Here is an 11,035-nt window from a genome sequence, read left to right as displayed (position 1 = left end):
GGCCCCCTCCACGTCGCATGTGGAGGGGGCCTCGCTGCTGCCCAATGGATCAGATGGCGGCAGGCGCCTTCTTGTACCAATCGGTGATCACCTTGGTCAGGTGAACGATGTTCTGCTGGCGCATGATCGGGGCGGAGGCATTGGGCTCGAAGTCCTCGTTTGCCGCGGTGGTGCGCCAGATGCTCTGCTCAGTGACCGGGGCAGTCATGTGGCGGTCGAGCCTCTTGAAGAACTCCGTCAAACGGCACGGAGGAGCACGGCGCCCAGGTCATCGGCCAGCGCCCTCACATCCGTCGCACCCGCCGTGCGCCGGCCAGCCACGGTCCTTCCTCCACGTCTCCGGCCGGGGACGCCGCGCGCCTGAGATTTCGAGTTCCTCATGACGTCCACCACCTTTCTGTTCAGGGGGCCTGGAGGCCCACATCAAGCGCCGGCAGCGACGACGACGCGCGGTCCCTGTTGCGCCAGTCCCACTCGGCGCAGGGAGGATTAGAGGTAGGATGAGTAGCATGAGTGACCCTACCGGCAAGTACTCGATCACCATGCCCCGCGGCATCGCCGAAGCCGCCAAGGCCCGCAGCGGCCCTTCGGGCCTGTCTGCCTATGTCGCCGCCGCCGTCGCGCGCCAGATCGAGCGGGACAACCTCAACGAACTCATCCAGGTCGCCGAGGCCGAGCACGGGCCCATCACCGACGAAGAGATCCATGCGCTACGCGACCAGCTCCACCAGGCCCGCCAGCAGCAAACGCAGGGCGGGGCGAACGCCGCGTGACCCGCTCCTCCGCCGCTACCCCCGGCGGCACCCTGGTCCTCGACAGCGAAGGGCTGGCCAAGGCCGCCCTTCGCGACCGCACCGTCACCGGCTGGCTCGCCCTCGCTCGCGCCGACGACCTGCGGGTGATCACTTCCGCGGCAACCCTCGTGGAAGTGGTCCACCCCCGGATCAACCGCCCGGCCCTGGAGTGGACCCTCTCCCGCCTCGTCATCGAACCGGTCACCGAGGCCATCGCACGTCACGCCACCGCCCTCCTCGCCGACGCTGGCCTGGACGGCCACAAGTACGCCATCGACGCCATGCTCGGCGCGACCGCCCTCGCCGCCCCCGGTCCGGCGACAGTTCTCACCTCAGACCCCGAGGATCTAACCGCCCTGTGCGGCTCTCGCATCACCGTCATCAAGGTCTGAGCATCCGCTCTCGCCTGCGGTGCCAACCCCCTTCGGCGCTCCCCACGCAGGGCCGCCAACCGCGGAGTCATTCCGATCTGAACCATGGCCGTAGCCACCGGGATAAGGACCGAGCGTGGCCTTGATGGTGACTCTGAGCTCGAACGAACTCGACGCCAAGCAGGGCAAGTTCAGAATTGGGCAGCGCCTGACCAAGTCCCGCCCCAAGAGCCTGAATATCGACGCAGCTCTCGACGGACCGCCCATCGTGCTCTTGATCGGTGAGGCTCCCGCCCAGTCCGGCCGCGACCGGTCACGTCGGCCCGCACGGATAGGTATCGTGGCTCGTCATGGCACTGTGGGGGCCGTCGACAAGAGCATTACCGTCGATCCACTCCGCGAGTGCCTGGAGACCGTTCCGCTCGACGGTCCCGACGGCATACTCAACGGCATACCAGCCCCTCTGCGACAAGAGTTCGACCGCGCTTCGCTGCTGGGCACAGTCGGTGCATGCAGCGACGCTCTATGGCAATCGTTGGAGAGCGCGCTAGGCGCGGGGTGGCCCGGGCTTGGCCCTCTTCTTGACTGGCTGATAGCCCAAGCCGACCCGCCCGTCTTCGGAAACAGCCCTGCCGACCAGTCATGGCAAGAGCAGCGCGACGCGACAGGCAGCCTGCTGCGCATCGCGGACTTCCCGCTCCCAGCCGCCGACTTCGGGATCCCGAAAAGCGGGGCGGGCTGCCTCAGGGTCAGGTTCGTCCGCCAGTACGCGATGACTGGCAAGGCCCGGTCCTCCAGCAGCAGACTCCATGGCCGGCCCTTGGCAACCGGGTCTGCGCCCTCGCGTCGTAACGCGGAGATGAGCTTGCCGAACTGCCGTGGGCGCAGGCCATGGAACGGGGCTGTCCGGGAGGTCTCCGACGCTGTGATCACACCAGTCGCCACATGATCATTCCACCGCTTCAGGCCCACCCTGCTCGAACGCGATGCGGCAGCGTTCGACCTGGTCGGCCACCTGCTCCATGAACCACCGCATGATCTCGTAGGGGACGGCGTGCTCGTCGGGGCTGTAGATGCGGACGGTCGGTTCCAGATTCGGGTCCTCGTCCGGGACGAGGACCCGCAAGACAGCAGCGCCGGGCAAGTGGGTCACCACGGCGTCGGAGTTCTCGGCCGTCCTGGCCGACGTAGGCCGAGCCTCGCTCAGTTCCACGGACCAGGCATCGTCAGGCAAGGCGTAGTGGAACAGAACGGCGTAGTGACGGCCTGCATGTTCTCGCAGCTCCCATGGCATGTCCGCAGGCTGCCACAGTTGCCGTGGCGGAGTCTCATGAGTATCCCCGCTCCCACCTGGGCGCAAGCCGGCCAGCGTTTTGCGGGACAGCCCTTAACAAGCGTCACCCCCGCCGCGCCCGGCCCACGTGGGAAGTCCGACATCTCCTCCAAGGCCGAGACTTCTCCGAACCTCCGGAGCGTGCCTGCTGGGTGACCGGCCCACCTGGTGAGCTACTCCTGAAGCCGGCGGGTGCGGTCTTTCCCGTTCAGTGCGGCAGTCGGTTCCCGGCTCTCGCCGTCCGTTGACGCGCGGCCTGACGGGTTGGTCACCGGTAGAAGACGGCCACGCCGCCGTGGTGTGAGCAAGCTCCCTGGTGGTGGGCGGCGTACGAGTACGTGCCGTCGTTGCAGCGGGCCGTCGCGCCGCCGCCCGCCGAGGTGGAGCCACCCGATGAGCTGGAGCCTCCGCCGGACGTCGAGCTGCCGCCGCTGGTTCCCGACCCCGCGGCACCGGCGTGCGCCGCGACGGTCACCTTCACCTTGACGGTTTCCGTCACCGTCACCGTCGGCGCGGGCTTCGGCTTCGCGGTCTCCGTCGCCGTCGCCGTGGCTGTCGCGGTGACCGTGGCCGTCGCCGTGGCCGTCGCCGTGACCGTCGGCTGCAGCTTGTCGTTGGCCGCCGTCTTCGTCGCGTTCTGATGCTGGCTGTCCGCTCCGGCGCTGCCCAGGCCGATGATGAACGCCAGGCCCAGGGCGGGCAGTACGAAGCGCTTGCGAGCCCACTTCGGGGCGGGTCGGGCGGCCGGCGGTCCCGGCGGAGGCTGGAACGGCGGCTGAGGCTGGTAGTAGCTCACGGGACCCCCTGGTTAAGTACGTGAGGGGTGAAACTACCCACATCCGCGCGTCAGATGTGAGGGATCGGTGAAGGCGGTGATCTAGTTGTGACATCGTGACGTCAGGCCTTCCCGCTCGCCGAAGGCGGCTCCTTCGTAGCGGCTCGCCGCCAGAACGATCCGGTCGACGGCGGCGGGGAGGCGGTCAGGTCGAAGCCGATGCGGTCCGCGTCGCCGTCTTCCGTCGGTGTCTTGCACGGCAGTTGCACACTTCCGTCCGCGGCGACCGGGTTGTCGTGGAAGGAGAAATCCCGTCGCTGCGGACCTTGCCGTCTCCGTCCAGCAGCAGGACGGAGACGTCGGCGTCGCTCTCTCGGTATCACGGACGCCGCCAGATATCTGACGGTCCGTCGACATGCGGGCGTCTCCCCGGGGCACTCGGACAACCAAGTCAAGAGTCAAGAGTAAGGAGCGCGTGACCCGTTCGGGCCGTGCAACCGACAACCGGGAGTATGCAATGACGAGTTATGGCAGCTCTTCCGCCGCGTCCTCCGGATCACGCACCAACGGCTTCGCGGTCGCCAGCCTTTCCTGCGGCATCATCGGACTGTTCCTGCTGAACATCGTCCTGGGCCCCCTGGCCATCATCTTCGGCGCCGTCGCCCGGCGTCAGGCGGGAGTCAGGAGCGGGGCCGGAATGGCGAAGGCCGGCATCATCCTCGGCATCGTCGACGTGGTGCTCTGGCTCGTGCTGCTCGCCGTCGCCGCCAGCAACGGCGGGTTCAGCTGGTACGTGGGCGGCTGACGCGCTTCGGCGAGAGGTCGCAAGCGGTTGGGACGTGGCGGCGCATGGGTGCGGCGTAGTCGCGTCACCGTGCGGCGCGTGTCCGTGATCGTGGAAGCCCGTGCGTGAGTGCGCGTCCAGGTGCGGGTGCGGGTGCGGGTGTGGTGTGGGTATGGCGGTGGGTCCGGCCGGGAGTCGGGCCCACCGCCATGTCCGCACCCCGTGCCTCTTCGCAGTCCGCACCCCGTGCCCCTTCGCAGTCCGCACCCCGTTCCCCTTCGCAGTCCGCGTCGCGGCCCCCCGCCGCGGTCCCCCGCCGCAATCCGCGTCGCGTAACCGTCGCGGTCGCCCGCCCCGGCCCCCGGAGGTCCTCGCCCGTGTCCGGCGCGGGGCGTCAGCTCGGCGGGGCGGTGCTGTGGCGGATCTTCAGTTCGACGGGGACGAGGGTCAGGGAGGGGACGGGGCCGGAGGCGGGTGCGCCGGGCTGGGGTGGGGTGTCCATGCGGTCGAGCAGGATGCGGAGCGCGATGGTGCCGATGTCCGTGAAGTCCGTGCGGATCGTGGTCAGCGGAGGCTGGAAGTGGGCGGCTTCCGGGATGTCGTCGTAGCCGACGACGCTGACGTCCTCGGGGACCCGGCGTCCCGCCTCGTGGAGAGCGCGCAGCAGGCCGAGGGCCATCTGGTCGTTCGAGACGAAGACGGCGGTGAGGGTGCGGTCCTTCGCCAGTTTCCGGCCCAGGTCGTAGCCGGAGTCGGCGCTCCAGTCGCCGACGAGGGGGGCGTGGATCTCGGCTCCGGCCGCGGTGAGGGTGTCGCGCCAGCTCTCCGCTCTGCGGTCCGCCGATGACCAGCCGGTCGGGCCGGCGAGGTGGCGGACCGTCGGGTGGCCGAGGGAGAGGAGGTGGCGTGTCGCTTCGCGGGCGCCGGTGCGGGCGTCGGAGGTGACCATGGGGGTGCCGTCCCCGAGGTCGTTGTCCATGACGACCAGCGGGGTGTCCAGACGGGCCTCGGCCAGCGCCCGGGCCACCCTGACCTGCGGGGCGATGGCGATGACGCCGTCCGCGCCCTCCGCCGACAGCCGGTCCGCGGCCCGCACGACCGTGTCCCGGTCCGCCGTGTCCAGGGCGATGGAGCTCACCAGGTAGCCCGCCTCCTGTGCCGCCGCGTTGATCGCGGTGAGGGTGGAGGCGGGGCCGTAACGGGCCGCGTCGAACGAGATCACGCCGAGCATGCGGGTGCGGCCGCTGGCCAGCGAGCGCGCGCTGCTGCTGGGGCGGTAGCCCAGTGTGCGCATGGCCGTCCGGACGGCCTCCCGGGTCTCGGCGCGGACGGCCGGGTGGTCGTTGAGCACCCGGGAGACCGTCTGCTTGGAGACGCCGGCCAGTTTCGCGACGTCGTCCATCACCGGGCGGGCGCCCGCGAAGTTGCGGCGGCTGCGTCCCTTGGTCGCCGGGCCGTCGGCGGCGCCTGGGGTCATGGTGGGTGCTCTTCTTCCTTCGGCCTGGAGTGGTCCGCGGGCGGGTCCGGTCCCGGCCGCGGATCCGACGGGCCTGCCCTGCCCGGACCCACAGGATAGGCCGGTCACGGGCGAGGGCGGAGGCGGAGGCGGAGAGCAGGGGCCCCTGGGGGCGGGTGTGCGTCAGGGGCTGGACGGGCCCAGGTCGGGGGTGTCCGTGAGGTGGACCCGGTGGGCGGTCGTGCCGTGCAGTTCGAGGAGGACCAGGTCGTTGAGGCCGGGGCGCAGGACGGGGGCCGGGACGTAGAGGGTGCGCTGCGGGCCGCGGTTCCAGTAGCGGCCCAGGTGGAACCCGTTGATCCAGGCCTCGCCCTTGGTCCAGCCGGGCAGGGAGAGGAACGCGTCGGCGGGGGTCGTCACCTCGAACCCACCCTGGTAGAGGGCTGGTTGGATGCACGGCGGTTCGGTGGAGACCGGTGCGGCGGCGTACTTCGCCGTGGTGGGGGCGTCCTCCAGCGGCAGGGGGTGGCAGTCCCAGCCGCGCAGCGGGGCGCCGTTGAAGGCGACCGGGCCCAGCAGGCCCTTGGGGACGCCGATGCGGGGGCCGTAGTTGACCCGGCCCATGTTCTCGACGAGCACCTCCAGGACGGCGTCGGGGCGCGGGACGTGCACGGGCAGCGTCTCGTCGTGGCGCTCGCGTTCCAGGACGCCCGCGGGGGCGCCGTCCAGGAAGACCTGGGCCCGGTCTCCCACACCGCCGGTGAAGTGGAGGAGGCCGGGGCCGTGGGCCGGGACCGTCGTCCGGTAGAGGGTGTATCCGGCTCGCCGGCCGAGGTCGTCCGCGGTGCGGGGGTCCGTGGCGCGAAGAGGCTTGCCGGCGAGGGCGAAGAGGGGGGTGCGGTGGGTCAACTCGACGGTGGTGAGCGGGAGTTTGGGTGACGGAGCGGGTGCCGGTTCGTCCGGGACCGGGGCGTGGCGGGCTATGACCTCGCGGAAGGCGTGGTACTTCGGGCCCGGATCACCGCTCTCGGTGAGCGGGGCGTCGTAGTCGTAGGAGGTGACGGTGGGGGCGTAGGCGTGGTGGTGGTTGGCGCCGTTGGTGTGACCGAAGTTGGTGCCGCCGTGGAACATGTAGATGTTGACGGAGGCGCCGGCCGCGAGGAGCCGGTCCAGGTCGGCGGCGGCCTCCTCGGTGTCTCTGCCGTGGTGCGGGCCGCCCCAGTGGTCGAACCAGCCGATCCAGAACTCCGCACACATGAGCGGGCCTTCGGGCTGCGCCTCGCGCAGTCGCCGCAGCGACGCCTCGACACGGCTGCCGAAGGTGCCGGTGGCCAGAACGCCGGGGATCGTGCCCTTCTCCAGGTGGTCGCCGTCGGTCTGGTCGCAGGTGAAGAGGAGCTCCTCGACCCCTCGTGAGCGGAAGGACTGCTCGAGGTGCTTGAGGTAGGCGGCGTCGTCGCCGTAGGCGCCGTACTCGTTCTCCACCTGGACGGCGATGACCGGGCCGCCCGCCTGCGCCATGTACGGCAGGAGCGGCGGGAGGAGGAGGTCGAGGTAGCGGTCGATGACGTCGGTGAAGCGGGGGTCGCTGGTGCGCAGGCGGACGTCGGGATCGGCGCCGAGCCAGTGGGGCAGGCCGCCGCCGTCCCACTCGGCGCAGATGAAGGGGCCGGGGCGCAGGAGGACGTGCAGGCCCTCGGCCGCGGCGAGGCGGAGGAAGCGGGGCAGGTCGAGGAGGCCGTCCAGGACGAGGGCGCCCGGTTCGGGCTGGTGGAGATTCCACGGGATGTACGTCTCCACCGTGTTCAGTCCCATGAGGCGGGCTTTGCGGAGGCGGTCGGCCCACTGGTCTGGGTGGACCCGGAAGTAGTGCAGGGCGCCGGAGAGGATCCGGAACGGGTCGCCGTCGAGGAGGAAGCCGTCGGAGGTGGTGGTCAGGGCGGGCATGCGGGTCCCTTCGGGTGGTGCGTGGGCGGACGGGTGGAGCTGCGTGAGCCGGGTTGACCGGGGCGCGGCGCTGCGCGTCCCCTCGCGCCCGAGGAAGCGGCGGGCGTGGTCGTGTCGGTGGGCCGCGTCGACCCACGTGGTCGTGGCGGCGGGCGTGGTCGTGGCGGCGAGCGTGGTCGTGGCGGTGGGCCGCGTCGACCCACGTGGTCGTGGCGGCGGGCGTGGTCGTGGCGGCGGGCGTGGTCGTGGCGGCGGGCGTGGTCGTGGCGGTGCGGCGGGCTGGGCCGCGGGGCGTCCACCGCCTCCGCGGGGCGTCCACCGCCTCGGTGGGGCACCCACCGCTCCCGCGGGCGCGGGATGCAGCCGGGGGGCGCGTCCGGGTGGGGAGCGCGTTCCCGTCGCTCTCAGGCGGACTCCCGGCGCGCCCGTGTCGCCCGGGTCAGCCAGAGCGTCGCCGCGAGACAGGTCGCCGAGACGGCGGCCAGGATGAGCGGGACCGCCCGGACGCCGGACCACTCGATGGCCTTGCCGAGCGCCGGGCCCGCTGCCACGCCGCCCAGCATGGACGCCGCGATGACGACCGCGCCGGCGCGGCGGGCTCGCGGGGCGGCCCGGTTGAGCCAGGGCAGGCCGGTCGGGAAGATCGGGGCGATGAAGAGGCCGACGCCGGCGTAGGCGTAGGGGGCGAGGTCGGGGACCCTCGCCAGGAGGAGGCACGCGGTCATGCCGGCGCAGGAGACCGTGATGACGGTTTGGGCGGAGAAACGCAGGGCGATCGGGGCGACCAGGAAGCGGCCCACGGTCATCATCAGCCAGTAGACGCTGGTCGCGGTGGCGGCCGCGCCCGCGCCGTAGCCGACGGTCTCCAGATGGGTGGGCTCCCAGCCGCCGACGCCCGCCTCGACGCCGACGTGCAGGACGTAGAGGGTGACGAAGACGGCGAGGACGGAGCGCAGGGCGGCGCCGGCGGGCGTGCGGGCGCCGGGACCGGGGCGGGTGTCGGCGTGGGCGCCGGTGTCGTCGGTGGGGTGCGGGGTGTGGTTGCGCACGCCTCTCAGACAGAGCAGCAGAGGGAGGTTGGCGAGCGCGAAGGCCAGGAAGAGGGCCGGGTAGTGCTCGGATCCGACGACGCCGATCAGGGTCGGCCCGAGGATCGCGCCGATGCCGAAGTGGGCGTTGAGGATGTTGAGCATCGCCGTGGAGCGGTGGCCGAAGCCGATGGAGAAGAGCTGGTTGAGGCCGTAGTCGATGCCGCCGAAGCCGAGCCCCGCGACGAACGCCGCGACGAGGGCGACAGACCAGTCGGGTGCGAGTGCGAAGCCTGCGGCTCCGGCCGCCATCAGCAGGTACGACGCGCCGAGGATCCGGCGGTTGCTCGTGCGCCCGTAGCGTCGGTCGAAGAGGAGGACTCCGGCGACTCCGCCCACGAAGTGGGCGCTCAGGCCCAGGCCCGCCTCGGAGGGTGAGAGGCCGAACTCGTCCCGGAGGGACGGGATCGACGGGCCGTAGAGAGCCTGCAGGGCGCCGATGAGGACGAACCCCGCGCAGGAAGCGACCACCGCGGCCGCGGTGAAGACGGGGGTGGGCGGCGCGACCCGCTCGGGTGGGGCGATCGGCTGGGGGTGGGTGGCCGGGGTGCGCTGTGCCGTGGGGTGCTCGGTCACACGGGCTCCAGTGGCGGACGGCCCACTGCGGTGTGGGATGCGGGTGATGCTCCGACGAGCGTCGATGTTACCGGTAACATGCGCCCCGTCAAGATGAACGGCCGAGGGGAAGAGGGGTCGGCCGGTCGCGGGCCCGGGCACGGGCCCGGTGTCGGCACGGGCACGGCTTGGTTGCGACAAGAGGTTCTCGCTGTACGGGCGTTGGGGGAACGGCAGCATGCGAGGAATGAGCCGAGAGCGAGACGGAGACCGAGGCGGGGACGGGACCGGGACCGGAGCAGGAGTCAGGGCCGGGGGTGGGGGCGGAGTCGAGGCCGGAGGCGGGCCCGGGGCCGGGGCCGGAGCCCAGGCCGGGGCCGGAACCGGAGCCGCAGCCGGAGCCCAGGCCGGAGCCGAGGCCGGAGAACGAGGGCGCGACCGGTACGTCGACTTCCTGCGGGCCTGGGCCATTCTGCTGGTGGTGCTCGGGCACTGGCTGATCACCGGGCTGGTCCGGCGCCCGGACGGGGAGATCGTCGCGCCGGAGCTGCTGGCGACCGTGCCCTGGACTCAGTGGCTCACCCTGGGCTTCCAGATCATGCCGCTGTTCTTCCTCGCCGGGGGGCACGCCGCCGGCGGGTCCTGGACGCGGGCCCGGTCCGCCGGCGGGACCGTCGCCGGGTGGGTGGGGCGGCGAACGGTGCGGCTGCTGCTCCCCGCCACCGCGTACAGCGGTCTCGTGCTTCTCGCCGTCGGGGTGTGCGCCTGGCTCGGCGTGGACCGCGCCACGCTGGCGCAGGCGGGATGGGCGATGGCCATGCAGTTCTGGTTCCTGCCGGTGTATCTGCTGCTCAGCTCCCTGACACCGGCGATGTACGCCCTTCACGAGCGGTGGGGGACGCGTGTCCCCCTGGGCATGGGGGCCATCGGCTTCGGCGTCGGCGCGTTGGTCGCTGCCGCCGGCTCGCCACGTTCCGGGGGCGTCGAAACCGTCGGGGCGCTCAACTACCTGCTCGTCTGGGGCGTGGTCTACCAGCTCGGTTTCTGCTGGCGTGACGGGTTGCTGGGCGGCGGCGGACGGCGGGCGGCGGCCGTCGCGCTCGCGGTGGGCGGCGGGGCGGCGTTCGCCGCGCTGGTCGGACCCGGGCCGTTCCCCGTCAGTCTGATTCTGGTGACCGGTCAGGAGCTGAGCAACGCCGACCCTCCGTCGGCGGCCATGCTGGCCTGGGCGGTGGCGCAGGTCGGGGTGGCTCTGCTGGTCGCACCCGTCGTGCGGCGGGTGCTGGAGCGGGCCCGGGTGGAACGGGCCGTGCGGGTTCTGGGGGCCGGCAGCATGGCGCTCTACCTGTGGCACATGCTGCCGGTGCTGATCGTCGCGGCCGCGTTCTACCTGCCCGGTCTCGCACCCGAACCCGGCTTCGGCTCCGCCGCCTGGTGGGTGCTGCGGGCGCCGTGGCTCCTGGTCCTGGGCGGTGTCCTGGCGGGAGTCATGCGGGCGCTGCGGCCACTTGAGCGGGTGGTGGCCGTCCTGGAGGCCCGTGTGCGGCCCGGTCCCGGGCTCCGGGGAGCGGCGGCCTGGCCGATGTGGGGCGGACTCGGCGTGAGCGTCTGCGCGCTGACGTATGTCGCGGGGCACGGGTTCGCCTACGGGGGCGAGTTCCCGGTGTGGGCAGCGGTGGGGCTGGGCGTGGGCACGGTTCTGGTGAGTCTGGCTCCGGGCGCCCGGGTCGTGTCCGTGGGCGCGGCGGGCCGGCCGGAGGGCGGCGGAGCGGGCGGGGGCCGGGGGGACGCGCAAGGCGACGGCGAACCGGAGAGGGCCGTCTGACCCACCCGGCCCGAGACCCGTGCCGGACGCCCGGACGCTCAGACCCCGAAACCCGGGAATCCGGGAATCCGGGAATCCGGGAATCCGGGAATCCGGGAATCCGGGAA

General features: G+C 72.0%; 10 protein-coding genes and 2 pseudogenes. 4 read left to right on the top strand and 8 right to left on the bottom strand.

The features are described 5' to 3' along the window. Positions 1-49 precede the first annotated feature (49 nt). On the bottom strand, positions 50-208 hold the full coding sequence (locus tag ACFVYK_RS36965; protein ID WP_389781121.1) for a hypothetical protein: 159 nt from the start codon (positions 206-208) through the stop codon (positions 50-52). A 301-nt stretch (positions 209-509) separates the two neighbouring features. Between ACFVYK_RS36965 and ACFVYK_RS36960 the strand changes: the two genes are divergently transcribed. Together ACFVYK_RS36960 and ACFVYK_RS36955 are read left to right on the top strand one after the other, a co-directional pair. Next, positions 510-773 (top strand): CopG family transcriptional regulator, encoded by a 264-nt coding sequence (locus ACFVYK_RS36960; RefSeq protein WP_389781120.1) that lies wholly within the window; start codon positions 510-512, stop codon positions 771-773. After that, on the top strand, positions 770-1,186 hold the full coding sequence (locus ACFVYK_RS36955) for a type II toxin-antitoxin system VapC family toxin (RefSeq protein ID WP_389781119.1): 417 nt from the start codon (positions 770-772) through the stop codon (positions 1,184-1,186). Before ACFVYK_RS36960 ends, ACFVYK_RS36955 begins: the two co-directional genes overlap by 4 nt. Before the next feature lie 681 nt (positions 1,187-1,867). Here ACFVYK_RS36955 and ACFVYK_RS36950 read toward each other — a convergent pair. From ACFVYK_RS36950 to ACFVYK_RS36935, 4 genes and pseudogenes are all read right to left on the bottom strand, one after another. Next, positions 1,868-2,110 (bottom strand): annotated as a pseudogene (locus ACFVYK_RS36950) (IS5/IS1182 family transposase); the annotation flags it as partial. Positions 2,111-2,114: 4 nt separating this feature from the next. Further along, a complete protein-coding gene (locus ACFVYK_RS36945; protein ID WP_389781118.1) occupies positions 2,115-2,459 on the bottom strand; it encodes a hypothetical protein in 345 nt (114 codons plus the stop codon). Between the two features lie 307 nt (positions 2,460-2,766). Further along, entirely contained in the window at positions 2,767-3,294 is a 528-nt protein-coding gene (locus ACFVYK_RS36940; protein ID WP_389781117.1) for a DUF3761 domain-containing protein, read from the bottom strand. A gap of 102 nt (positions 3,295-3,396) precedes the next feature. Continuing rightward, positions 3,397-3,622 (bottom strand): annotated as a pseudogene (locus ACFVYK_RS36935) (TerD family protein); the annotation flags it as partial. Positions 3,623-3,790: 168 nt separating this feature from the next. On the opposite strand from ACFVYK_RS36935, the gene ACFVYK_RS36930 reads away from it, so the two are divergent. Continuing rightward, positions 3,791-4,078: a DUF4190 domain-containing protein gene (locus ACFVYK_RS36930; RefSeq protein WP_389781116.1), complete on the top strand. Its 288-nt coding sequence runs from the start codon at positions 3,791-3,793 to the stop codon at positions 4,076-4,078. Between the two features lie 373 nt (positions 4,079-4,451). On the opposite strand, the gene ACFVYK_RS36925 is transcribed toward ACFVYK_RS36930, so the two are convergent. From ACFVYK_RS36925 to ACFVYK_RS36915, 3 genes are all read right to left on the bottom strand, one after another. Continuing rightward, the gene (locus tag ACFVYK_RS36925) at positions 4,452-5,534 is read right to left on the bottom strand and encodes a LacI family DNA-binding transcriptional regulator (protein ID WP_389781115.1); all 1,083 of its coding nucleotides are present in this window, start codon (positions 5,532-5,534) and stop codon (positions 4,452-4,454) included. A 162-nt stretch (positions 5,535-5,696) separates the two neighbouring features. After that, complete coding sequence (locus ACFVYK_RS36920; RefSeq protein WP_389781114.1) at positions 5,697-7,460, bottom strand: glycoside hydrolase family 35 protein; 1,764 nt, start codon at positions 7,458-7,460, stop codon at positions 5,697-5,699. Between the two features lie 404 nt (positions 7,461-7,864). Further along, on the bottom strand, positions 7,865-9,073 hold the full coding sequence (locus ACFVYK_RS36915; RefSeq protein ID WP_389781122.1) for an MFS transporter: 1,209 nt from the start codon (positions 9,071-9,073) through the stop codon (positions 7,865-7,867). Between the two features lie 277 nt (positions 9,074-9,350). On the opposite strand from ACFVYK_RS36915, the gene ACFVYK_RS36910 reads away from it, so the two are divergent. Further along, positions 9,351-10,928, top strand: a complete 1,578-nt coding sequence (locus ACFVYK_RS36910; RefSeq protein ID WP_389781113.1) for an acyltransferase — start codon at positions 9,351-9,353, stop codon at positions 10,926-10,928. The last annotated feature ends 107 nt before the right edge of the window (positions 10,929-11,035 follow it).

The organism is Streptomyces sp. NPDC058291, assembly GCF_042880855.1.
Classification (GTDB): domain Bacteria; phylum Actinomycetota; class Actinomycetes; order Streptomycetales; family Streptomycetaceae; genus Streptomyces.
This window is presented reverse-complemented; position numbering and strand designations above follow the sequence as displayed.

Bases quoted from the DNA above. Each gene is read 5' to 3' on its own strand.
- ACFVYK_RS36965 (WP_389781121.1), bottom strand. From the start codon at position 208: ATGACTGCCCCGGTCACTGAGCAGAGCATCTGGCGCACCACCGCGGCA.
- ACFVYK_RS36960 (WP_389781120.1), top strand. From the start codon at position 510: ATGAGTGACCCTACCGGCAAGTACTCGATCACCATGCCCCGCGGCATC.
- ACFVYK_RS36945 (WP_389781118.1), bottom strand. From the start codon at position 2,459: ATGCCATGGGAGCTGCGAGAACATGCAGGCCGTCACTACGCCGTTCTG.
- ACFVYK_RS36930 (WP_389781116.1), top strand. From the start codon at position 3,791: ATGACGAGTTATGGCAGCTCTTCCGCCGCGTCCTCCGGATCACGCACC.
- ACFVYK_RS36925 (WP_389781115.1), bottom strand. From the start codon at position 5,534: ATGACCCCAGGCGCCGCCGACGGCCCGGCGACCAAGGGACGCAGCCGC.
- ACFVYK_RS36920 (WP_389781114.1), bottom strand. From the start codon at position 7,460: ATGCCCGCCCTGACCACCACCTCCGACGGCTTCCTCCTCGACGGCGAC.
- ACFVYK_RS36910 (WP_389781113.1), top strand. From the start codon at position 9,351: ATGAGCCGAGAGCGAGACGGAGACCGAGGCGGGGACGGGACCGGGACC.